General features: G+C 56.3%; 21 protein-coding genes. 9 read left to right on the top strand and 12 right to left on the bottom strand.

Features of this window, described 5'->3' with window-relative positions; all coding sequences use genetic code 11:
* Positions 1-105 precede the first annotated feature (105 nt).
* Positions 106-1,554 (top strand): anaerobic nitric oxide reductase flavorubredoxin, encoded by a 1,449-nt coding sequence (gene norV, locus AC07NP_RS14080; RefSeq protein ID WP_494660848.1) that lies wholly within the window; start codon positions 106-108, stop codon positions 1,552-1,554.
* On the top strand, positions 1,551-2,684 hold the full coding sequence (gene norW, locus AC07NP_RS14075; RefSeq protein ID WP_494660847.1) for an NADH:flavorubredoxin reductase NorW: 1,134 nt from the start codon (positions 1,551-1,553) through the stop codon (positions 2,682-2,684). Before norV ends, norW begins: the two co-directional genes overlap by 4 nt.
* 74 nt (positions 2,685-2,758) lie before the next feature.
* On the opposite strand, the gene hypF is transcribed toward norW, so the two are convergent.
* The 3 genes from hypF to AC07NP_RS14060 all read right to left on the bottom strand — a co-directional run bounded on the left by hypF (position 2,759) and on the right by AC07NP_RS14060 (position 6,873).
* Positions 2,759-5,020, bottom strand: a complete 2,262-nt coding sequence (gene hypF, locus AC07NP_RS14070; RefSeq protein ID WP_494660846.1) for a carbamoyltransferase HypF — start codon at positions 5,018-5,020, stop codon at positions 2,759-2,761.
* A 148-nt stretch (positions 5,021-5,168) separates the two neighbouring features.
* Positions 5,169-5,714 carry an electron transport protein HydN gene (gene hydN, locus AC07NP_RS14065; protein WP_192613214.1) on the bottom strand — a complete coding sequence of 182 codons (546 nt, stop codon included), beginning with the start codon at positions 5,712-5,714 and terminating at the stop codon, positions 5,169-5,171.
* 145 nt (positions 5,715-5,859) lie between these two features.
* A complete protein-coding gene (locus AC07NP_RS14060; RefSeq protein ID WP_494660845.1) occupies positions 5,860-6,873 on the bottom strand; it encodes a LacI family DNA-binding transcriptional regulator in 1,014 nt (337 codons plus the stop codon).
* A 261-nt stretch (positions 6,874-7,134) separates the two neighbouring features.
* Between AC07NP_RS14060 and ascF the strand changes: the two genes are divergently transcribed.
* Together ascF and AC07NP_RS14050 are read left to right on the top strand one after the other, a co-directional pair.
* The gene (ascF, locus tag AC07NP_RS14055; RefSeq protein ID WP_203360248.1) at positions 7,135-8,589 is read left to right on the top strand and encodes a PTS cellobiose/arbutin/salicin transporter subunit IIBC; all 1,455 of its coding nucleotides are present in this window, start codon (positions 7,135-7,137) and stop codon (positions 8,587-8,589) included.
* Positions 8,590-8,611: 22 nt separating this feature from the next.
* Entirely contained in the window at positions 8,612-10,036 is a 1,425-nt protein-coding gene (locus tag AC07NP_RS14050; protein WP_494660844.1) for a 6-phospho-beta-glucosidase, read from the top strand.
* Positions 10,037-10,127: 91 nt separating this feature from the next.
* Here AC07NP_RS14050 and hycI read toward each other — a convergent pair whose 3' ends face one another.
* The 9 genes from hycI to hycA form a co-directional block, all read right to left on the bottom strand.
* Positions 10,128-10,595 carry a hydrogenase maturation peptidase HycI gene (hycI, locus tag AC07NP_RS14045; protein WP_494660843.1) on the bottom strand — a complete coding sequence of 156 codons (468 nt, stop codon included), beginning with the start codon at positions 10,593-10,595 and terminating at the stop codon, positions 10,128-10,130.
* Positions 10,588-10,998: a formate hydrogenlyase maturation HycH family protein gene (locus AC07NP_RS14040; protein WP_162381904.1), complete on the bottom strand. Its 411-nt coding sequence runs from the start codon at positions 10,996-10,998 to the stop codon at positions 10,588-10,590. The genes hycI and AC07NP_RS14040 overlap by 8 nt, the downstream gene beginning before the upstream one ends.
* Positions 10,995-11,762 carry a formate hydrogenlyase subunit HycG gene (gene hycG, locus AC07NP_RS14035; protein ID WP_494660842.1) on the bottom strand — a complete coding sequence of 256 codons (768 nt, stop codon included), beginning with the start codon at positions 11,760-11,762 and terminating at the stop codon, positions 10,995-10,997. The genes AC07NP_RS14040 and hycG overlap by 4 nt, the downstream gene beginning before the upstream one ends.
* Positions 11,762-12,304: a formate hydrogenlyase subunit HycF gene (hycF, locus tag AC07NP_RS14030; protein WP_203360244.1), complete on the bottom strand. Its 543-nt coding sequence runs from the start codon at positions 12,302-12,304 to the stop codon at positions 11,762-11,764. Before hycF ends, hycG begins: the two co-directional genes overlap by 1 nt.
* Before the next feature lie 9 nt (positions 12,305-12,313).
* Positions 12,314-14,023 (bottom strand): formate hydrogenlyase subunit HycE, encoded by a 1,710-nt coding sequence (hycE, locus tag AC07NP_RS14025; RefSeq protein ID WP_494660841.1) that lies wholly within the window; start codon positions 14,021-14,023, stop codon positions 12,314-12,316.
* A 16-nt stretch (positions 14,024-14,039) separates the two neighbouring features.
* Positions 14,040-14,963 carry a respiratory chain complex I subunit 1 family protein gene (locus AC07NP_RS14020; RefSeq protein WP_494660840.1) on the bottom strand — a complete coding sequence of 308 codons (924 nt, stop codon included), beginning with the start codon at positions 14,961-14,963 and terminating at the stop codon, positions 14,040-14,042.
* A 2-nt stretch (positions 14,964-14,965) separates the two neighbouring features.
* Positions 14,966-16,792 (bottom strand): formate hydrogenlyase subunit 3, encoded by a 1,827-nt coding sequence (gene hycC / locus AC07NP_RS14015; RefSeq protein ID WP_494660839.1) that lies wholly within the window; start codon positions 16,790-16,792, stop codon positions 14,966-14,968.
* Positions 16,789-17,400 (bottom strand): formate hydrogenlyase subunit HycB, encoded by a 612-nt coding sequence (gene hycB / locus AC07NP_RS14010; protein WP_192613224.1) that lies wholly within the window; start codon positions 17,398-17,400, stop codon positions 16,789-16,791. Before hycB ends, hycC begins: the two co-directional genes overlap by 4 nt.
* Positions 17,401-17,544: 144 nt before the next feature.
* Positions 17,545-18,006, bottom strand: coding sequence for a formate hydrogenlyase regulator HycA (gene hycA / locus AC07NP_RS14005; RefSeq protein WP_203360240.1), 462 nt, complete (start codon positions 18,004-18,006; stop codon positions 17,545-17,547).
* A gap of 200 nt (positions 18,007-18,206) precedes the next feature.
* On the opposite strand from hycA, the gene hypA reads away from it, so the two are divergent.
* From hypA to hypE, 5 genes are read left to right on the top strand one after another with little or no spacing between them, the layout of a single operon-like run.
* Entirely contained in the window at positions 18,207-18,557 is a 351-nt protein-coding gene (hypA, locus tag AC07NP_RS14000) for a hydrogenase maturation nickel metallochaperone HypA (protein WP_162381912.1), read from the top strand.
* A 3-nt stretch (positions 18,558-18,560) separates the two neighbouring features.
* A complete protein-coding gene (gene hypB, locus AC07NP_RS13995) occupies positions 18,561-19,433 on the top strand; it encodes a hydrogenase nickel incorporation protein HypB (RefSeq protein WP_490469924.1) in 873 nt (290 codons plus the stop codon).
* Positions 19,424-19,696: a hydrogenase 3 maturation protein HypC gene (gene hypC / locus AC07NP_RS13990; protein WP_192613227.1), complete on the top strand. Its 273-nt coding sequence runs from the start codon at positions 19,424-19,426 to the stop codon at positions 19,694-19,696. Before hypB ends, hypC begins: the two co-directional genes overlap by 10 nt.
* Positions 19,696-20,817 carry a hydrogenase formation protein HypD gene (gene hypD / locus AC07NP_RS13985; RefSeq protein ID WP_203360238.1) on the top strand — a complete coding sequence of 374 codons (1,122 nt, stop codon included), beginning with the start codon at positions 19,696-19,698 and terminating at the stop codon, positions 20,815-20,817. Before hypC ends, hypD begins: the two co-directional genes overlap by 1 nt.
* Positions 20,814-21,824 (top strand): hydrogenase maturation carbamoyl dehydratase HypE, encoded by a 1,011-nt coding sequence (gene hypE / locus AC07NP_RS13980; protein ID WP_494660838.1) that lies wholly within the window; start codon positions 20,814-20,816, stop codon positions 21,822-21,824. Before hypD ends, hypE begins: the two co-directional genes overlap by 4 nt.
* The last annotated feature ends 56 nt before the right edge of the window (positions 21,825-21,880 follow it).

Here is a 21,880-nt window from a genome sequence, read left to right as displayed (position 1 = left end):
TATAATTTTAAAAACTGTTTAAAATCAAAATATTAAAAAGTTGGCATGCAACCTGCAATCAGAAAGACATCTTTTTGGGAAAACACTGAATTCATTGAGGTTGCTATGTCTATTCTGGTTAAAAATAACATTCATTGGGTTGGCCAACGTGACTGGGAAGTCCGTGATTTTCACGGGACTGAATATAAAACGCTGCGCGGCAGCAGCTACAACAGCTATCTCATCCGTGAAGAAAAAAATGTGCTGATCGACACCGTCGACCATAAGTTCAGCCGTGAATTCGTGCAAAACCTGCGCAGTGAAATTGACCTCGCAGACATTGATTACATCATCATCAACCACGCAGAAGAGGACCACGCCGGTGCGATGACCGAGCTGATGATGCAGATCCCGGATACGCCGATCTACTGCACCGCGAATGCCATTGATTCTATCACCGGCCATCATCATCATCCGGAGTGGAATTTCAACGTGGTGAAAACCGGCGACGCACTGGATATCGGCAACGGCAAACAGCTGATCTTCGTCGAAACCCCAATGCTGCACTGGCCGGACAGTATGATGACCTATATGACCGGCGATGCGGTTCTGTTCAGTAACGACGCCTTCGGCCAGCACTATTGCGATGAACGTCTGTTTAATGACGAAGTGGATCAGACCGAACTGTTCGAACAGTGCCAGCGTTACTATGCCAACATTCTGACCCCGTTCAGCCGCCTGGTGACGCCGAAAATCACCGAAATCCTCGGTTTTAATCTGCCGGTCGATATGATTGCCACCTCCCACGGCGTGGTCTGGCGCGACAACCCAACGCAGATCGTTGAGATGTACCTGAAATGGGCGGCGGATTATCAGGAAGACCGCATCACCCTTTTCTACGACACCATGTCCAATAACACCCGCATGATGGCGGATGCCATCGCTCAGGGTATTAACGAAGTGGACCCGAACGTGGCGGTGAAAATTTTTAACGTCGCCCGCAGCGATAAAAACGAAATTCTGACCAACGTCTTTCGCTCCAAAGGGGTGCTGGTCGGCACCTCCACGATGAACAACGTGATGATGCCGAAAATCGCCGGTCTGGTCGAAGAGATGACCGGTCTGCGTTTTCGTAACAAACGCGCCAGCGCCTTTGGATCTCACGGTTGGAGCGGCGGCGCGGTTGACCGTCTCTCTACCCGCTTGCAGGATGCCGGTTTTGAAATGTCATTGAGCCTGAAAGCCAAATGGCGCCCGGATCTGGATGCGCTGGAACTGTGCCGTCAGCACGGTCGCGAGATTGCGCGTCAGTGGGCGCTCGCTCCGCTGCCGGAAGCCCATGTCACAGCGACCGCCAAAGAAGAAGCGTGCGCCTGTGCCGCCGCAGCGGCAGCCGACCTCGGCCCCTGCATGCAATGCAGCGTATGCCAGTGGATTTACGATCCCGTCAAAGGTGAGCCTCTGCAGGATGTTGCTCCGGGGACACCGTGGAGCGACGTTCCGGACAACTTCCTCTGCCCGGAATGTTCATTGGGGAAAGAGGTCTTCGACGTACTGGCAACGGAGGCAAAATGAGCCACGGAATTGTCATTATTGGCTCGGGCTTCGCCGCCCGCCAGTTAGTCAAAAACATCCGTAAACAGGATGCTGATATCCCGTTAACCCTGATTGCGGCTGACAGTATTGATGAATATAACAAGCCCGACCTCAGCCACGTTATCAGCCAGGCGCAGCGCGCTGACGACCTCACCCGCCAGTCGGCGGGGGAGTTTGCCGAACAGTTTACTTTACGCCTGTTCCCGCACACCTGGGTCACCGACATTGATGCCGATGCACACGTGGTGAAAAGTCAGGGTATGCAGTGGGCGTACGACAAGCTGGTACTGGCGACTGGCGCTTCAGCCTTTGTTCCTCCTGTTGCCGGGCGTGAGTTAATGCTCACTCTGAACAGTCAGCAGGAGTACCGCGCGTGTGAAACGCAACTGCGCGATGCGCGCCGGGTGTTGATTGTCGGCGGTGGTCTGATCGGCTGCGAGCTGGCGATGGATTTCTGTCGGGCGGGTAAAGCCGTGACGTTAATTGATAATGCCGCCAGCATTCTTGCTTCACTCATGCCGCCAGAAGTGAGCAGTCGCTTACAGCATCGCCTGACCGAGATGGGCGTACATCTGTTGCTGAAATCACAGCTTCAGGGGCTGGAGAAAACGGCGTCCGGGATACGTGTAACGTTCGATCGCCAACGCAGTGTTGAGGTCGACGTGGTGATCGCCGCCACCGGCTTGCGTCCGGAAACGGCGCTGGGGCGTCGCGCCGGTTTAACTCTCAATCGCGGCGTTTGTGTGGACAGCTACCTGCAAACCAGTCATCCGGACATTTATGCCCTCGGTGACTGTGCGGAAATCAATGGTCAGGTACTGCCTTTCCTGCAGCCGATTCAGCTCAGCGCAATGTACCTGGCGAAAAACCTGCTCGGCGGCAACGTTCCGCTGAAGCTGCCCGCCATGCTCGTGAAAATCAAAACACCGGAATTGCCGTTACATCTGGCCGGGGAAACCCAGCGTCAGGATCTGAACTGGCACATCGTGGCAGAAGCTGACGGGATGGTTGCCAAAGGGATGAACGACGAAGGCCAGTTATGCGCCTTCGTGGTCAGTGAAGACAGAATGAGGGAGGCTTTCACCCTGTTGAAAACGCTGCCAGCGTAAGTGACGTTGTGCCGGATGGCGGCTACGCCTTATCCGGCCTACGGCATATGGCACGTTGTAGGCCGGATAAGACGCTATGCGTCGCCATCCGGCATATCACGATTGTTCAACCCACGCGCTGCGGCAATCACCCCCTGCCCCAGAGAAAGTCCGCCATCACCCGCCGGTAATTGCTGCGGGAACAACAGCGTAAAATCAGCAAGATAAAAGGCCAGCCTCGACGCCAGCAGGCGGTTATGCATCACCCCACCGCTGAATACCAGCGTCGTGATCCCGCGCGAGGCGGCCTGTTCACGCATCATGGCGGCAAACCCTCGCGCCAGCGCATCGTGAAAAGCCCACGCGCGTTCACCGGGCGTTGCCTGCCAGTTCAGCCACTGCTGCCAGAAGGTCGCCAGATCCAGTTGATTTCCGATCAATGGCATCGTCACCGGATGTTCAACGCCCTGACACTGTGAAGCCAATGCTTCCAGCGTACAGGCTGCTTCCCCTTCATAGCTCAGCGACGCTGGCGCACAGCCTAACGCGGCGGCAACGGCATCAAACAGACGCCCACATGACGAAGCCAGCGGCGCATTAATCCCGCGCTCAATCGCCCGCGCCAGCACGTTCCAGTTCTGTCGCTGCACGTCGGCGGTTTCCGGATAACGCTGCCAGTCCGGCACAAAACGCAGACACTGAGCTAACAGGTTACGCCAGGGTTGCTTCGCGGCGAGATCGCCGCCAGCAAGCGCCACGGCGGGCAATCCACCAAGGTGTTCACATTCACGATAATTAACCCGTAAACACTCGCCTCCCCACAGCGCGCCGTTTTCGCCCATCCCGATGCCGTCCAGCGTCAGGGCGATCACATCGCCGCCGTTCAGCGACCAGCCGTGTTCGGCCATGCACGCCGCCGCGTGGGCATGATGGTGTAACACAATGTCAGTCGGCAGATTCATCTCACTCGCCCATTGGCTGGAGACATACCCCGGATGCGCATCGCAGACAATGCGTTGCGGCGTAAAGTCATAAATGCTCTGGATCAGGCGCAGCGCATCACGCCACTGGTGTTGAATGCCATCATCGCTGAGATCGCCCAGATGCTGGCTAATGACAGCCTGTTCCCCACGCACCAGGCAGAAGGTATTTTTGAGATCGGCTCCCAGGCAGAGCATCGGTGGCACGTCGCGAAAACCTGGCGGCAACGCCAGCACGTCCGGCACATAACCCCGTGAACGGCGCAGCATTTCGCCACTATCACGCACCACGGAATCATCCATCCGTTGCACGATGTCGCGATTATGCAACAGGAAGCCGTCGGCAATCGCCTGCAAATCGTCCAGCGCCTGCGCGTTGGTAATAGCGGGAGGTTTACCACTCAGATTGCCGGAGGTCATCACCAACGGACCGTTCACCTCCTGCAACAGCAAATGCTGTAACGGATTGGCGGGCAGCATCACGCCGACTTCCGCAAGCCCGGGCGCAATGCCGTCGCAGAGCGAATCAACGAACTGTTTATCCACCAGCACAATCGGAGCGGCGGGCGTGGTCAGCAGACGGCGTGCCGCTTCCGGCAGACCTTTTTCTGTCGGCAACATCACCGCCAGCGGTTTTGCCGGACGATGCTTACGCGCCCGTAGCGTTGCTACCGCATCGCGGTTGCGCGCATCGCAGCCCAGATGAAAACCACCAATCCCTTTGATGGCAACAATACCCCCGGCTTTCAGCATCGCTACCGCCGCCTGCAACGCCTCTTCTTTTTCTGCCTGCACATCGGCAGAGCGCCACGCAAGATGTGGCCCGCACGCCGGACACGCGACAGGCTGCGCGTGGAAGCGGCGGTCATACGGGTCGCGGTACTCCTTGTCGCATTGCGGACAGAGCGGAAATGACGCCATCACGGTAAACGGGCGGTCGTACGGCATGGCGCGAATAATGGTGAAACGCGGACCGCAGTGGGTGCAGTTGATAAAGGGGTAACGGTAGCGCCGCTCGCCAGGCGTACACATTTCAGTCAGACAGGCAGGGCACGTGGCGGCATCCGGGACGATCTGCGTGTTCATCGTTCCCCCCGCGCTTTGGCGAATGGTGAAGTCAGCAGGCCGTTGCGACCAGGCAAAAGGCTCGCTCTCAACGCTGTCGATACGCGCCAGCGGCGGACAATGCTGATGCAGTTCAGCGATAAACGTGGTGGGCTCTTCCAGCAGGCGAACGACGACGCCATCGCCGTCATTACAGACATCGCCGTGCAGTTGCAGTTGCTGCGCCAGTTGCCAGACAAAGGGGCGAAACCCGACGCCCTGCACTTTACCGCGAATACGCAGCTGTACGCCGGAGTGATTGTTTAGTGTCATTAAGTCGTTTCCGCAGTCATCTATCCCGGTTTGCCTGATGGCGCTACGCTTATCAGGCCTACGGGGATGCGAACAGTAGGCCGGATAAGATGCGTGAGCATCGCCATCCGGCATAAGTACTACCGTATTTTACGCGGATTTTCAGATATCAGAAAAGCAGCGATGCGGTAGAATCCAGCGCCGCACGGCGACGTTTTTCTGCGCTCAGTTGCTCAAGCTTGTTGCGATCCACGCAGATCAAAGCGTGAGTCGGACACACTTCCATACAGGCCGGGCCCGCATCGCGGTGATGGCACAGGTCACATTTATTGGCTTCTGCTTTTTCTGCACGTACGTTCAGGCCCGCCCCACTGTTGCGGATCACCGGACGGACAACCACTTCCATCGCACCGTACGGGCACGCCACCACGCAGGTTTTACAGCCAATGCAGCGCTCCTGCATGACGTGGACAAACCCTTTATCACGGCTGATTGCACCGTTCGGGCAGACATTCGCGCACGGTGCGTCTTCGCACTGACGGCACAGCGTCGCCGTGGAGACGTTCACCCCTTTGATAACATGGATGCGCGGTAAAAAGGTTTCAGGGGTCAGCGACGCGCAGTCCTGGTCTTCCTGATGGGATACCACACAGGCCACTTCACAAGTACGGCAACCAATGCATTTCGTAGCGTCAGCAATGATGAAACGGTTCATCAAATTCTCCAGCAATGACAGATTATGTGCCGAAGTATTCATAATTCGTGCCAGTTTTTAACTGTCTATTATTAAACGAATTTTTATTTGTGCTGTGTGATTTTGAGGTGTCATCGTCACTAGTGACGATGACAATTGACAACCCTTAGCCCGGATGTGACAGCGCTAGCGAGTCGCGGCGGATAAGCTCGCCGGTAAAGGGTTTGGGCGGCGTAAATGCCCCGCCGTCCAGCATAAAGATAAGCCGCCCAATCGTCTCCTGAACCATCTCAGTGACCGGAATTTTGACGCTGGAAAGCGCAGGAATGGTATACGGTGCCATCGCAATATCATCGAACCCAATCACCGACACCTGCGCAGGCACGCTCATTCCCTGCTCATGGAGTTGTTTGATGGCGCCAATCGCCATGTCGTCATTACTGGCGACCAGCGCCGTGAAATTGACGTTACGTGAGAGCAGCGTGTTGACGCCTTCCGCGCCGCTGGCGGGCGTCCATTTTCCGTTCACAATCAGGTCATGATTTAAGGCGATGCCATGATGCGCCAGCGCATCTTTATAACCTGAAAGACGTTCCACGCCGGTCGGGGAATCCATTGAGCCGGTTATAAACGCGATCTCCTGGTGACCGGAGGCAATCAGCTGCGTGACGGCGTTAAAGCTGGTCTGTTTTTGATCGCACCAGACGCTGTGGCTGCTGTTTTTCCGCAACTGACGGTTAAGCACCATAATCGGCTGAGAATGGCTGTCGATGATGTCATCTATCTCATCCACGCTGAGAAAACGCGGGTAGATCATCACCGCGTCGCAGCGCAGATCGAGCAGATACTGGATCGCCTGACGCTCTTCCTCAGCGCTGTGCTTACCATCGGCAAGGAGCAACTGACGGCCTTTGTCTTCCGCCATACGCGCCGTATGAAACAGCAACTCGCTAAAATAGACGCCGTGATACAGGGTGTTCGTCACCACCAGACCGAGCGTCTGGGTGCTCTTGGCCGCCAGACTGCGCGCCAGCAAATTAGGGCGATATCCGCTCTCTTCGATAGCCTCAAACACGCGGTCTTTGGTCTCCTGGCTGACGTAGCCGTTACCTGAAAGCACCCGGGAAACCGTCGCCTTCGACACACCGGCGCGCTTCGCCACCTCCAGCATCGTCGTCATATTACTCATCCATTTGTACGCAATGGCACGCAGTGTACTTCACCCAATCAGGATTGTCCTGGATGGCAAATCCCCCCTCAAATAACGAGTGATCATAATCACAATTATAAAAATGACCACAAATTGATCTTGCTACAAAACTAAAAATTAATCATGATTTTGTGGAACCGGTTTCCTATTGTGTGTTTCCTCACCGCCAGATTCCAGGCAACGAAGCATGGCGATATAACGTACCTTACTGATAAAACAGGGTAAATTCCGATGTCCAAGAATTATGCGGCACTGGCGGGCTCCATCGTGTCGGCTTTGGGTGGTGTCGACAACATTACTGCCGTCACACACTGCATGACGCGTTTGCGTTTCGTCGTCAAAGAAGACTCACGTGTCGATAGCGCGACCTTAAAAGCGCTCAGCGGCGTACTCGGCGTGGTCCGCAATGACAACCAATGTCAGGTGATCATCGGCAACACCGTTTCACAGGCTTATCGTGAAATCGTGAATTTGCTGCCTGGAGAGATGCAGCCCGCAGCGCCCGTCGGCAAACCGAAGCTGACGCTCAAACGCATTGGCGCGGGGATCCTTGACGCGCTGATCGGCACCATGTCCCCGCTGATCCCGGCGATTATCGGCGGATCGATGCTGAAACTGCTGGCCATGATCCTGGAAATGACCGGTGTGCTGGTGAAAGGGTCTTCGACGCTGACCATTCTGACCGTGATCGGCGACGGCGCGTTCTTCTTCCTGCCGCTGATGGTCGCGGCGTCGGCCGCCATTAAATTCAAAACCAATATGTCGCTGGCGATTGCCATCGCGGGCGTGCTGGTACATCCGAGCTTTATCGACCTGATGGCGAAAGCGGCCCAGGGTGAGCACGTGGAGTTCGCCCTGATCCCGGTAACCGCGGTGAAATATACCTACACGGTGATCCCGGCGTTGGTGATGACCTGGTGTCTGTCGTACATCGAACGCTGGGTCGATCGTATTACGCCTGCGGTGACCAAAAACTTCCTCAAACCGATGCTGATCGTCCTGATCGCCGCCCCGCTTGCCATCGTGCTGATTGGCCCGATTGGGATCTGGATTGGTAGCGCCATTTCCGCGCTGGTCTACACCATCCACGGCTACCTCGGCTGGCTTTCCGTCGCCATTATGGGCGCACTGTGGCCGCTGCTGGTAATGACCGGGATGCACCGCGTCTTTACCCCAACCATCATCCAGACCATCGCCGAAACGGGCAAAGAAGGCATGGTTATGCCGTCAGAAATTGGCGCCAACCTGTCGCTCGGCGGCTCCTCTTTAGCCGTCGCCTGGAAAACCAAAAACCCGGAACTGCGCCAGACGGCGCTGGCCGCCGCCGCTTCCGCGATTATGGCCGGGATTTCTGAACCGGCGCTCTACGGGGTGGCGGTACGTCTGAAACGCCCGCTGATTGCGAGTCTTATCAGCGGCTTTATCTGCGGCGCAGTCGCCGGGATGGCCGGTCTTGCCAGCCACTCAATGGCCGCACCGGGGCTGTTCACCAGCGTTCAGTTCTTCGACCCCGCTAATCCGATGACCATCGTGTGGGTGTTTGGGGTGATGGCGTTAGCGGTAGTTCTGTCCTTTGTGCTGACGCTACTCCTTGGCTTTGAAGATATTCCTGTCGAAGATGCGGCTGAACAGGCCAGAAAAAACCAGGCCGCACAACCGAATACTGCGAAAGGCGCCAGCGTCTGACTGGCATTAATTGAGGTTTACTATGTCTGTATTTCCGCAAGGATTTTTATGGGGCGGCGCACTGGCCGCCAACCAGTCTGAAGGGGCATTCCGGGAGGGCGGCAAAGGGCTGACCACCGTCGATATGATCCCACACGGCGAGCGCCGTATGCCGGTGAAACTGGGTCAGGAAAAGCGTTTCCAGTTGCGGGATGACGAGTTTTATCCAAGCCACGAGGCAATTGATTTTTATCATCGTTATAAAGATGATATCGCGCTGATGGCGGAAATGGGCTTCACGGTGTTTCGCACCTCCATCGCCTGGAGTCGCCTTTATCCTAACGGCGACGAACTGACGCCGAACGAGGAAGGCATCGCGTTTTACCGCGCGGTGTTTGCTGAGTGCAAAAAGTACGGTATCGAACCGTTAGTCACGCTGTGTCACTTCGATGTGCCGATGCATCTGGTCACCGAGTACGGCTCCTGGCGCAACCGCAAAATGGTCGAGTTTTTCACCCGTTATGCGCGTACCTGCTTCGAGGCCTTTGATGGTCTGGTGAAATACTGGCTCACCTTCAACGAAATCAACATTATGCTGCACAGCCCGTTCTCCGGTGCCGGTCTGGTGTTTGAAGAGGGAGAAAACCAGGATCAGGTGAAATACCAGGCCGCGCACCATGAGCTGGTCGCCAGCGCGCTGGCGACCAAAATCGCCCACGAGGTTAACCCACAAAACCAGGTCGGCTGTATGTTGGCGGGCGGTAACTTTTATCCGTACTCCTGCAAACCGGAAGATGTCTGGACAGCGCTGGAAAAAGATCGCGAAAACCTGTTCTTTATTGATGTGCAGGCACGCGGCGCGTATCCCGCCTATTCCGCTCGCGTATTCCGCGAAAAAGGGGTGGTGATTGAGAAAGCCCCGGAAGATGATGCGATCCTGAAAAATACCGTCGATTTCGTCTCCTTCAGCTATTACGCGTCACGCTGCGCCTCGGCGGAGATGAACACCAACAACACCACCGCAGCCAACGTGGTGAAGTCCCTGCGTAACCCCCACATCACGGTGAGCGAATGGGGCTGGGGCATTGACCCGCTCGGTCTGCGCATCACTATGAACATGATGTACGACCGCTATCAGAAACCGTTATTCCTGGTGGAAAACGGTCTCGGCGCGAAAGATGAAATCGACGCAAATGGCGAGATTAATGACGATTACCGGATCAGCTATCTGCGCGAGCATATTCGGGCGATGGCCGACGCTATCGAAGACGGCGTACCGCTGATGGGCTACACCACCTGGGGTTGTATCGATCTGGTTTCGGCGTCTACCGGCGAAATGAGTAAACGCTACGGATTTGTGTATGTCGACAGAGATGACGCCGGAAACGGTACGCTGGAACGGACGCGGAAAAAATCGTTCTGGTGGTATAAGAAAGTGATCGCCAGTAACGGGGAAGATTTAGCGTAACGGGCAGTGCCGGATGGCGTTAACGCTTATCCGGCCTACACGATTACGTGGTTTTGTAGGCCGGATAAGGCGAAGCCGCCATCCGGCGTTGTCATTCCTCAGCCTCTAACTGCGCAAATCCACCGTGCCCTTCCCAGCCTTCCAGCCGCTGGTAAACCGTTTCTACGGCATCTTTGATCGGCTGGGTCATTGGATAGTAGAACCCGACGATATCCGGCTGAATCCCTAAGAAAATCACCTCGCCAACATCCTCTTTGAGCTGATCGACCAGGTAGTTGAGCGGCATATTATGGGTGGTCATCATAAACATCTCGGCGATGTCGTCAGGATCGATGATGCGGATCTCGCCGGGATTGAGCCCCATATCGGTGGCATCAACAATCAGCAGGCGGCTTGGGCGTAATTCACGAATCGCCACGATGTCGTTTTCCGGCGCACTGCCGCCGTCAATGACAATCCAGTCGCCTTTCGGCGCTGCGGCACACATCTCCGCCAGCAGCGGGCCTGCGCCGTCGTCACCCATCATACTGTTGCCGACACACAATAAAACGTCAGTCACGGTGTCTCCTCACCATCAGATAGATGGCGCTTTCCTGATGAATATCATGAAGCATGCTGAGCATCAGCTTGCTCCACGCCTGTTGCGGCGGCGTCTGCACGGCGAGCGCGTTATCAAACGCGCGCGCCAGCATTTGCACATGGCTAAAATCAATGACGATTTCGCCGTACTTCGGTACGCCTTCCATTTTACGGCGGGCTTCACTGCCCTCTTCAAGCGTGGCGATCCAGGCCAGGTAGTCATCCCATGGGCAGGTCAACGCCGCTTCCAGACAATCAATGACCCCCAGGTGGTGGCCAATCGCCAGGCTGTAATAGACGACCTGCTGCGCCTCGGCGGGCGTTGCATCATTCTCATCAATAAATTTACGGCTCAGTTGACTGAACACCACCGTTTCACTCATCGGATACGCGCCTCTTCAACAACATGGTTAAGATTAGTGACGATCTCGGTCAGACGCGGATCGTTCTCTGCTTCGAGCCAGCGCGCCACCTGATGCTCGCCCTGCCCTAACTGGCGCAGGTAATCATCGGCAATCTGGCGGCCATAGCGATAACCGGCCAGACGACGCGCTTCGCGATCAATCTTCACGCGCAGCGGTTGCACCATCTCCGGATGCAGGATCTCAGCGGGCTGTTCATCCAGTTCACCTGGCGCACGCGCATGGATTTTCTGCTCCAGCAGACCCAGCGCCATCGCAAAGCCGTACAGCGTTGCCGCAGGCGTTGGCGGACAGCCAGGAATGTAGACATCCACCGGTACGATTTTGTCGGTGCCGCCCCAGACGCAATAAAGATCGTGGAATATACCACCGCTGTTGCCGCAGGCCCCGTAGGAGATACAAATTTTCGGATCTGGCGCAGATTGCCAGGCACGTAACGCCGGTGAGCGCATTGCGCGGGTCACCGCGCCGGTAAACAGCAGAATGTCTGCATGGCGCGGCGACGGTACCACTTTGATGCCAAAACGCTCGGCGTCAAACAGCGGAGAGAGGGTGGCGAAAATTTCAATTTCGCAACCGTTGCAACCGCCGCAGTCCACACGGTAGACGTACGCCGAACGTTTGATGTTTTTCAGTAACGACGCTTTCATGCTGGCGATGGATTCGTCCACCGTCATCGGTACCGGAATACCATTGGCATTACGTGGGCCTAATAAATTGCTCATCAGCTGGCCTCTTTCATATGGCGAGTCAGTTCAATACGGTCGGACGGCACCAGGCATTTCTGGCGCTTACAGTCCGGGCAGGTCTCAAAGCTTTCACGGTGATTTTCCGCACGGCTGTCGCCGTTGTGCTTAAGCAGCGCAATGGCGTAATCGATCTCTTTCTGAACAGCAAAAGGACGATTGCACACGCGACAGTTACACAGCGCAAAGCGAGACTGCTGCAGAAAGTCTTCTTTCTTCCATACCGCCAGTTCGTATTCCTGCGACAGTTTGATCGCCGCCGTCGGGCAGACTTCTTCACAACGGCCACAGAAGATGCAGCGACCGAGGTTGAATTGCCAGGCCAGTTCATTGGTGGCCAGATCGGTTTCGACCGTCAGCGCATTTGACGGACAGGCATTCACGCAGGCCGCGCAGCCAATACACTGCTGCGGGTTATGCTCCGGCTTACCACGGAAGTTTTTATCAACCGCGATCGGCTCCAGCGGATAAGACGAGGTCGGTGTGCCGGTTTTAATGACTTTTTTGATAAAGGTAAACATGGCGATTCCTTATTTCAGCGGCGAGTTTTTACGCTCAATGCTGTAGCGCTCAAGTTCTTTGTATGGCACGACTTTGCTCTTCTTCTTACGCACGTCGACGACGGTCATACGGTCAGTACAGGAGTAGCAAGGATCGAGACTACCGATAATCAGCGGCGCATCGGAAACGGTGTTGCCGCGCAGCATGTAACGCAGCGTCGGCCAGTTGGCGTAGGTCGCCGCACGGCAGCGCCAGCGGTACAGCTTCTGGTTGTCGCCGGTCATGCTCCAGTGGATATCATCCCCACGCGGTGCTTCCGAGAAGCCCAGTGCAAAGCGATGCGGAATATAGGTAAAGCCTTCCACCGCCAGCGCGCCGCCCGGCAGATTGTCGAGGCCATAATCGATCATATTCAGCGCGGTATAGACTTCGTTGATGCGCACTTTCAGACGGGAGATCACGTCACAGCCCTGCTCGCTGTGAACTTCCATCGGCAGCAGACCGTAACCCACAAACGGGTGATCGGCGCGGGTGTCGCGGGCATGACCGCTGGCGCGAACCATCGGACCAACGTTACTGAAGTCACGGGCGATTTCCGGGTCCAGACGACCAATACCGACGGTACGCTGCTCCATGTTCGGCGTACTGAGCAGCATATCCACCAGCTCCTGCACGTCGCGGCGCATCTGCTGCGCCAGCTGGCGAGTCTGGATCATGTCCTCTTTCAGCAGATCGCGGCGAATCCCGCCGATCAGGTTCAGACCGTAGGTTTTACGCGCCCCGGTGAGGATCTCCGCCATTTTCATGGAGGTTTCACGCACGCGGAAGAACTGCATAAAGCCGGAGTCAAAGCCGGTGAAGTGACAGGCCAGGCCGAGGTTCAGCAGGTGCGAGTGCAGACGCTCCACTTCCAGCAGAATGGCGCGGATCATCTGCGCACGTTCCGGCACCACAATGCCCATCGCGTTTTCAACGGAGGTGGTATAGGCGGTGCTGTGGGCAAAGCCGCAAATCCCGCAGACGCGATCCGACAGGAAAGTGACTTCGTTATACCCCATACGGGTTTCCGCCAGTTTCTCCATGCCGCGGTGGACATAGAACAGACGGTAGTCGGCGTCGATAATGTTCTCGCCGTCAACGAACAGACGGAAGTGACCCGGCTCATCGGAGGTCACATGCAGCGGGCCAATCGGCACCACATTGTTTTTCTTGTCGCCCAGTTCGTTGATGAACTGGTAAGTCTCAGCGTCGGTAGTCGGCGCCGGACGCTGACGGTAATCCATGCTGTCTTTACGCAGCGGATAGAGTTCATCCGGCCAGTCATCCGGCAATACCAGACGACGCTCGTCCGGCAAACCTACCGGGATAAGACCGTACATGTCGCGGACTTCACGTTCGCCCCAGACCGCAGCCGGAACACGTGGGGTAACAGACGGGAATTCTAGAGTATTGGCATCCACTTCAACACGGACGGTGACCCAGCATTTAACGCCCTGCTCCATCGACAGTACGTAGTACACGGCATAACGGCCGCACAGCTGGCGTTCGTCGTTACCGAACAGCACGGACAACCATCCGCCCTGCTTGTAATACAGGAACTCGACCACTTCCGGCAGGTAGTTCACCTTCACCGTAATCGTCAGCTGATCTTTGGTCTGCCAGGCTTCGTCCAGTACTACGCCCGGAAATGCCTGGTGCAGCGCCGCAAGGTATTGTTGACCTAATTTTTCTTCAGACATGCTCAAACTCTCTTAATCACGCCGCCAGCAAGGAGACGAATGCTAAAAACGCAAACCCAAAACCGGCCCAGGTCACGCGTGAAGTGGCGCAAAAACGCAGACGCGCCATGCTGTTTTCGAACAGCGCGATCACCAGTACGCCAGCAACCAGCTTGACGACGGCAATCACCAGCGCCAGCAGCAATCCGCCCGCAGTAAAGGTTTCCATCTGTCCCCACGGCAGGAACACGCCGACAAACATTTGCAGCACCACCAGTTGTTTCAGGCTGATGCCCCACTTCAGCACCGCAAAACCGCTGCCGCTGTACTCGGTCAGCGGACCTTCCTGCAACTCCTGCTCCGCTTCCGCGAGGTCAAACGGCAGTTTGCCCATCTCAATAAACGTGGCGAATGCGCAGGCGCACAGCGCCAGAATCAGCGGAATACTGCGGGCCACAGGCCAGTGGTAAATCGTGTCGGCGATATTGCTGATGTGCGTGGAACCGGCCACCTGCGCCGCGACCCACAGGCCAAGCAGCAGAATCGGCTCTACCAGTACGCCGAGCATCGCTTCACGGCTGGCGCCAATCGCGGTGAACGGGCTACCGGTATCCAGACCGGCGATAGAAAAGAAGAAACGGGCGATCGCGAAGAGGTAAATCAGGGTGATCAAATCGCCCAGTTGCGGCAGCGGAGAACCGACGGTCACCACCGGTAGCGCGGTCGCGATGGTCAGCATCACGCCCACCATCACAAATGGCGTCAGGCGAAAAACCCAGCTGGAATCCGCAGGCGCAATACTCTGGCGACCCAGCAGTTTGATAATGTCGCGATATTCCTGCAAAACGCCCGGTCCGCGACGATTGTGCAAACGGGCCCGCGCCACGCGGGTAATACCAGACAGCAACGGCGCAGTGGCAAACAACACCAGCGCCTGAATTAACGGATATAAAACACTCATTCTTAGGCTCCTCGTGAAACCACAATCACCACCAGCACCGCCAGCTCAATCAGCGCCAGGCGACGGAACAGCACCGGCGCGGCCGCGTTCTGCCAGCCCGGAACCAGTGAGACCGGATTGAGCCATTTACGCAGTTTGAGTATCGGAGCAAAGGCCTCTTTCACCGGCATGGCAAAACCGTGTGCAGTGATCACCATTGACTGCTCGTGATCGTAACCGCACACCCATGCCGAACCGCGTGAACGCGACGGCAGACGGTTGCCTTTGAAAATCGCCATGATAATGAAAGGCAGCAGCGGACAGGCAATCAACAGCAGGGTAATCATTGGCTGAGAAACCGTGGTATTCGCGGTTTCCAGCGGCAGAGGAACGGCAGAGGCGAGAAGCGGCAGCAGCCACGGCGCGGCAACACCGCCCAACACGCAGCAAATCGCCAACGCCACTACGCTCACCGACATCAGGAATGGCGCGCAACAGGCGTTCTCCGCCTCTTTGGTCCGCGGCGCGCCGAGGAAGGTAACGCCATAGACTTTCGCCATACACATCACCGCCAGCGCACCGGTAATCGCCAGCCCAACGGCCAGCAACGGCCCTAACAAACGGCCAATAAATGTGCCGCTGTTACCCAGTTTGAAGAAAGACTGGTAGATAACCCACTCACCGGCAAAGCCGTTCAGCGGCGGCAGCGCGGCCATCGCCATCAACCCAACCAGCATGGCGATAGAAATCACCGGCATACGTTTGCCGATGCCGCCCAGTTTTTCGATATCGCGATGACCGGTACGAAACCAGATGCTGCCAGCCCCCAGGAACAGGACGCTCTTGAACAGGCTGTGGTTCACCAGGTGGTAGAGACCGCCCGTCAGACCGAGCGCAATCAGCGCCGGTTGTTGCAGCGCAATACCGGTCACGCCAGCCCCAAGGCCGAGCAGAATAATGCCGATGTTTTCCAGAGTGTGGTAGGCCAGCAGACGCTGAATGTTATGCTCCATCAACGCATACAGACCGCCGACAAACGCGGTGATCATGCCCAACACCAGCAGTGCAATACCCCACCACAGCGGCGCATTGCCGCCAATCAGCGACAGAGACAGAATCCCTAACAAACCGACCTTCATGACGACAGTCGAGAACAGCGCCGCAGCAGGTGCGCTGGCGTTGGCATGCGCCTGCGGTACCCAGCCGTGCAGCGGGATAATTCCGGCCAGCAGACCAAAACCGGCAACGCCGAGCAGCCAGATGTCGGAACCGAGCGGCAATGCCTGCGTGCGCAGGTCGAGCAGACGTAGCTCCAGGGTGCCATAGCGCTGCCACACCAGATAGCAGGCAACCGCCAGCAGCAGTGTGCCAATACGGCCAAGCGCAAACCACAGCTTGCCCTCTTTACTGCCACCGGTCAGGAACACGGCGCACAGCGCCATAATTTCTGCCATCACCACCATCGTGCCGAGGTTGCTGGCGACCACGGCGCAGACCGCTGCCGCCATTAATAAATTCACCAACAAACCGTTGGCTTTAACCTGCGGATGACGATGCCAGTCAATGTTGTACAGGCTGACAAACAGTCCGCACAGACCGAGCGTAATCAACCAGATAGCATTTAACGGCGTCACTTGCAGGGTATGTCCGATAAACGGCATCACACCGCTGACCGCCAATGCGTGAGTCAGCGCAAGAGCACCCGCTGCCGCCGTGAACAGGCTGCCAATGGCCCCACCCACGCCCGCAATCCAGCCGCTCAACGCTTTGTGAAAGGAGAACAGAAATGCCAGAACCGCCGTGGCGGCAAACCAGGCCACGCCGCTATTAATCAGTGAAATTACGCTCATTTTGCATCCCCACTCTGAGCCTGCTGAAACAAGGTGAGATCGCCAAAATCGGTATTGAACGTCAGCTCACGCTTACGTTTGCTGGCGCGGGCGATATCGGTGTTTTCAACCAGGTGCAGCGCTTTGGTTGGGCACATCCGTACACAGGCAGGACCTTGTTCATCAAAACTGCACAAATCGCATTTCACAGCGATGGCGCGAACACCCGGCACCCAGTCCAGCAGCGTGCTGACGCGAGCCGGGGCAGGAGGCGCAGGCGGCGCTTTCGGGGTATTGGCGTTAGCCGGAATATGCAGCGGACGGCTGCCGGAAAACTCTATCGCGCCGAACGGGCAGGCAATCCCACACAGTTTGCAGCTTACGCACAGACTTTCATTCAGCTGTACAGCGCCATCTACGCGGTTGATGGCGTTGACAGGACACACGGTCGCGCACGGCGCATCTTCGCAATGATGGCAAAGTTGTGGCGCGGATTCTTTTTCATTAAGCATCACTTTCAGGCGCGGCATTGACTGCAGGCCATGCTGGCGATGCGTCTCTGAACAGGCGGCCTCACAAGTGTGGCAGCCAATACAGAGCGTGGAGTCAGCAATTACAAAACGATTCACCAGGCATTCCTCAGGTGATAGTCATTTTTGACGAAAACATGTCCATCAAGTGTCATTTTCGACACTCGTCGACACTCCCATCCCCAAAACAGTCGTGACGCGGCTTCAGACCGCATCGCGAACAAAACGGGCAAAACCTCTGGCTTACGCCGCCGGGATTTGTCCCTTTACCAATTGGTGCATATTTACCGGAGTGTTGGTTTCCACGGCGGCATACAGGCTGTCGTAAACGCTGGCGATTTTCTCGAGATAGTGCTCCAGCACCTGCTCGCGATCGCGGTTGCTGACATGCTCGTCGACTTTGCCGTCGATGGTCAGCTGCGCTTGCGCAATGAGTTGTTTTTCTTCGCTATCTTTCGTTTCAACGTAGTACTCAATGGTGTGGCTGTTGAAACCGTCAGCCAGGGTGACGTAGATCGTGAAGTGTTCAAAAAGAACGAAGCAAAGATCTTTGTCCGGCGCGCAGCTCATTGCGTGATGCAGGCGCGCTTTCGACAGGGTGATCCCCTGAACCAGCGAATTACAGTAGATACGCCACTGGTCCTGTAGGCGACGGTGCCGTTCAGCGATGTAATCGGCTTTTTCGCTTATTTCCCAAATTGTCATGTCAGGTTACCCGTTTACGTGAGATAGCCTGCCTTAAGCACGTTCCATGCCAACTTTAAATTGTTTATTTTTCATATATATACAAGAAAATAATGCAGTGACGACATGTCATTTCGTCATCGTCGTCAGTGTCAGCGTGCCAAAAACAATAACTGGCATGTTTATTGCTTTTACCGCAGCAATAGATGATGGGAGGCGATATGCACGAAATAACCCTCTGCCAACGGGCACTGGAATTGATCGAACAACAGGCCGCACAACACGGTGCGCAAAAGGTAACTGGGGTCTGGCTCAAAATTGGCGCATTTTCTTGTGTCGAAACCAGTGCTCTCGCCTTTTGTTTTGATCTGGTATGCCGCGGCACCCTGGCGGAAGGTTGTAAACTGCACCTCGAAGAACAAGAAGCCGAATGTTGGTGCGAGTCTTGTCAGCAATACGTCACGCTGCTGACACAGCGCGTCCGCCGTTGTCCGCAATGCAACAGCGACACACTGAGAATCGTGGCCGATGACGGCTTACAGATTAGAAGAATAGAAATAGACCAGGAGTGAGCGATGTGTACAACATGCGGTTGCGCTGAAGGCAACCTTTATATCGAGGGCGATGAACATAACCCTCATTCGGCGTTTCGTAGTGCGCCATTTGCCCCGGCGGCTCGCCCGGCGCTCAATATTACCGGCGTGAAGACGTCCAGTTTTACCCCCAGCCAGACGGAAGAAGGCGACCTGCATTATGGGCACGGCGAAGCCGGAACCCATGCGCCAGGCATGAGCCAGCGCCGTATGCTGGAAGTTGAAATCGACGTGCTGGACAAAAACAACCGCCTGGCAGAACGTAACCGCGCTCGCTTCGCTGCCCGCCAGCATCTGGTGCTTAACCTTGTCTCAAGCCCTGGCTCCGGCAAAACCACGCTGCTCACCGAAACGCTGATGAAGCTGAAAGAGCGCGTGCCGTGTGCGGTGATTGAAGGCGACCAGCAGACCGTCAACGATGCAGCCCGTATTCGCGCCACCGGCACGCCGGCCATCCAGGTGAACACCGGTAAAGGCTGCCACCTTGACGCGCAGATGATTGCCGATGCCGCGCCGCGTCTGCCTTTAGAAGACAACGGCATTCTGTTTATTGAAAACGTCGGCAACCTGGTGTGCCCGGCCAGTTTTGATCTCGGCGAACGTCATAAAGTGGCGGTGCTTTCCGTCACCGAAGGTGAAGATAAGCCGCTGAAATACCCCCACATGTTTGCTGCCGCCTCGCTGATGCTGCTCAACAAAATCGACCTGCTGCCCTACCTCAACTTCGATGTTGAGAAGTGCATCGCCAGCGCACGTGAAGTGAACCCGGAGATTGAAATCATTCTGATTTCCGCCACCAGCGGTGAAGGGATGGATCAGTGGCTGAACTGGCTGGAGTCACAGCGATGTGCATAGGCGTTCCGGGTCAAATCCGTACCATTGACGGTAACCAGGCGAAAGTCGACGTTTGCGGCATTCAGCGCGACGTCGACCTGACGCTGGTCGGCAGCTGCGATGAACACGGTGAGCCGCGTTTAGGCCAGTGGGTGCTGGTCCACGTCGGTTTTGCCATGAGTGTGATTAATGAAGCCGAAGCGCGCGATACCCTCGATGCGCTACAAAACATGTTTGAAGTTGAGCCGGACGTCGGCGCTTTGCTGTTTGGTGAGGAAAAATAATGCGTTTTGTTGACGAATATCGCGCACCGGAACAGGTGATGCAGTTAATTGACCATCTGCGTGAGCGCGCGGTCCATCTCCCTTACACTGCCGAACGCCCGCTGCGTATCATGGAAATCTGCGGCGGCCACACCCACGCTATCTTCAAATTCGGCCTCGATCAGTTATTGCCCGAGAACGTGGAGTTTATTCACGGTCCTGGCTGCCCGGTCTGTGTACTGCCGATGGGCAGAATTGATAGCTGTGTCGAAATCGCCAGCCACCCGGAAGTGATTTTCTGCACCTTTGGCGATGCGATGCGCGTACCGGGCAAGCAGGGTTCTCTCCTGCAGGCCAAAGCGCGCGGCGCCGATGTCCGCATTGTTTACTCCCCGATGGATGCGCTCAAACTGGCGCAGGAAAACCCGACGCGTAAAGTCGTGTTCTTCGGGCTGGGTTTTGAAACCACCATGCCGACCACCGCCATTACGCTGCAACAGGCAAAAGCGCGAGACGTGCAGAACTTTTACTTTTTCTGCCAGCACATCACGCTTATCCCCACGCTGCGCTGCCTGCTGGAACAGCCGGACAGCGGCATCGACGCCTTCCTCGCACCGGGTCACGTCAGCATGGTAATTGGCACCGATGCCTATAACTTTATTGCCAGCGAGTTCCACCGTCCGCTGGTAGTCGCAGGATTCGAACCGCTTGATCTGTTGCAAGGCGTCGCCATGCTGGTTGAGCAGAAAATCGCGGCCCATAGTCTGGTCGAAAACCAGTATCGCCGTGTGGTGCCGGATGCCGGTAATGCCCTGGCGCAACAGGCAATTGCCGAGGTGTTCTGCGTGACTGGTGACAGCGAATGGCGCGGTCTTGGCGTGATTGAATCATCTGGCGTTCATCTGATGCCGGACTACCAACGGTTTGATGCCGAGGCTCATTTCCAACCAGCGCCGCAGCAGGTATACGACGATCCGCGCGCACGTTGCGGAGAAGTGTTGACCGGCAAATGCAAGCCGAATCAATGCTCGTTGTTTGGTAACACCTGTAATCCACAAACCGCATTTGGCGCACTGATGGTCTCTTCCGAAGGCGCATGTGCCGCCTGGTATCAGTATCGTCAGCAGGAGTGTGAAGCATGAATAGCGTACAACTCGCCCACGGAAGTGGCGGACAGGCCATGCAGCAGCTGATCAACAGTCTGTTCATGGAAGCATTTGCCAACCCGTGGCTGGCGGAACAAGAAGATCAGGCGCGTCTGGATCTGGCGCAATTAATGGCAGAAGGCGATCGTCTGGCCTTCTCGACCGACAGCTACGTTATTGACCCGTTATTTTTCCCGGGCGGCAACATTGGCAAACTGGCCATTTGCGGCACCGCGAACGACGTTGCGGTCAGCGGTGCGATCCCTCGTTATTTGTCTTGCGGTTTTATCCTTGAAGAAGGGTTGCCGATGGAGACGCTGAAAACCGTGGTGAACAGTATGGCGGCAACAGCTCGCGAAGCGGGTATCGCCATTGTGACCGGCGACACTAAAGTCGTTCAGCGCGGCGCGGCAGACAAGCTGTTCATCAACACTGCGGGAATGGGGGCTATTCCGGCCGATATTCACTGGGGCGCGCAAACCCTGACCCCAGGCGACGTTCTGCTGGTAAGCGGTACGCTGGGCGATCATGGCGCGACCATTCTCAATCTACGCGAACAGCTGGGGCTGGATGGCGAACTGGTGAGCGACTGCGCCGTACTCACCCCGCTGATTCAGACGTTACGCAATATTTCCGGCGTGAAGGCGCTGCGCGATGCCACTCGTGGTGGCGTAAACGCGGTCACTCATGAATTCGCCGCTGCCAGCGGTTGCGGTATTGAGTTGTCTGAAACTGCCCTCCCGGTAAAACCGGCGGTGCGTGGCGTGTGCGAACTGCTGGGACTGGATGCCCTTAACTTTGCCAACGAAGGTAAGCTGGTGATTGCCGTTGAACGTCAGGCGGCTGAACAGGTACTGGAAGCGCTCCGTTCACATCCTCTGGGACGTGATGCCGCGTTGATTGGCGAAGTGGTCGAGCGTAAAGGCGTTCGTCTCGCAGGTTTATATGGCGTCAAACGTACCCTTGATTTGCCGCACTCCGAACCTCTGCCACGTATTTGTTAATTCTGTAATCATGCCGGATGGCGCTTACGCTTATCCGGCCTACAAAACCTATAATT

The organism is Citrobacter sp. GW821-FHT07H02, assembly GCF_059418505.1.
Note: the sequence above shows the minus strand (reverse complement) of the source record. Positions and strands in the feature narration are given on the sequence as shown.

Excerpts from the sequence above, each read along its gene's own strand:
- norV (WP_494660848.1), top strand. The coding sequence starts at position 106 with ATGTCTATTCTGGTTAAAAATAACATTCATTGGGTTGGCCAACGTGAC.
- AC07NP_RS14050 (WP_494660844.1), top strand. The coding sequence starts at position 8,612 with ATGTCTGTATTTCCGCAAGGATTTTTATGGGGCGGCGCACTGGCCGCC.
- hypF (WP_494660846.1), bottom strand. The coding sequence starts at position 5,020 with ATGACACTAAACAATCACTCCGGCGTACAGCTGCGTATTCGCGGTAAA.
- hycA (WP_203360240.1), bottom strand. The coding sequence starts at position 18,006 with ATGACAATTTGGGAAATAAGCGAAAAAGCCGATTACATCGCTGAACGG.
- hypD (WP_203360238.1), top strand. The coding sequence starts at position 19,696 with ATGCGTTTTGTTGACGAATATCGCGCACCGGAACAGGTGATGCAGTTA.
- ascF (WP_203360248.1), top strand. The coding sequence starts at position 7,135 with ATGTCCAAGAATTATGCGGCACTGGCGGGCTCCATCGTGTCGGCTTTG.
- norW (WP_494660847.1), top strand. The coding sequence starts at position 1,551 with ATGAGCCACGGAATTGTCATTATTGGCTCGGGCTTCGCCGCCCGCCAG.
- AC07NP_RS14060 (WP_494660845.1), bottom strand. The coding sequence starts at position 6,873 with ATGACGACGATGCTGGAGGTGGCGAAGCGCGCCGGTGTGTCGAAGGCG.
- hypB (WP_490469924.1), top strand. The coding sequence starts at position 18,561 with ATGTGTACAACATGCGGTTGCGCTGAAGGCAACCTTTATATCGAGGGC.
- hycF (WP_203360244.1), bottom strand. The coding sequence starts at position 12,304 with ATGTTTACCTTTATCAAAAAAGTCATTAAAACCGGCACACCGACCTCG.
- hypA (WP_162381912.1), top strand. The coding sequence starts at position 18,207 with ATGCACGAAATAACCCTCTGCCAACGGGCACTGGAATTGATCGAACAA.
- hydN (WP_192613214.1), bottom strand. The coding sequence starts at position 5,714 with ATGAACCGTTTCATCATTGCTGACGCTACGAAATGCATTGGTTGCCGT.
- AC07NP_RS14020 (WP_494660840.1), bottom strand. The coding sequence starts at position 14,963 with ATGAGTGTTTTATATCCGTTAATTCAGGCGCTGGTGTTGTTTGCCACT.
- AC07NP_RS14040 (WP_162381904.1), bottom strand. The coding sequence starts at position 10,998 with ATGAGTGAAACGGTGGTGTTCAGTCAACTGAGCCGTAAATTTATTGAT.
- hycC (WP_494660839.1), bottom strand. The coding sequence starts at position 16,792 with ATGAGCGTAATTTCACTGATTAATAGCGGCGTGGCCTGGTTTGCCGCC.
- hycE (WP_494660841.1), bottom strand. The coding sequence starts at position 14,023 with ATGTCTGAAGAAAAATTAGGTCAACAATACCTTGCGGCGCTGCACCAG.
- hypC (WP_192613227.1), top strand. The coding sequence starts at position 19,424 with ATGTGCATAGGCGTTCCGGGTCAAATCCGTACCATTGACGGTAACCAG.
- hycG (WP_494660842.1), bottom strand. The coding sequence starts at position 11,762 with ATGAGCAATTTATTAGGCCCACGTAATGCCAATGGTATTCCGGTACCG.
- hypE (WP_494660838.1), top strand. The coding sequence starts at position 20,814 with ATGAATAGCGTACAACTCGCCCACGGAAGTGGCGGACAGGCCATGCAG.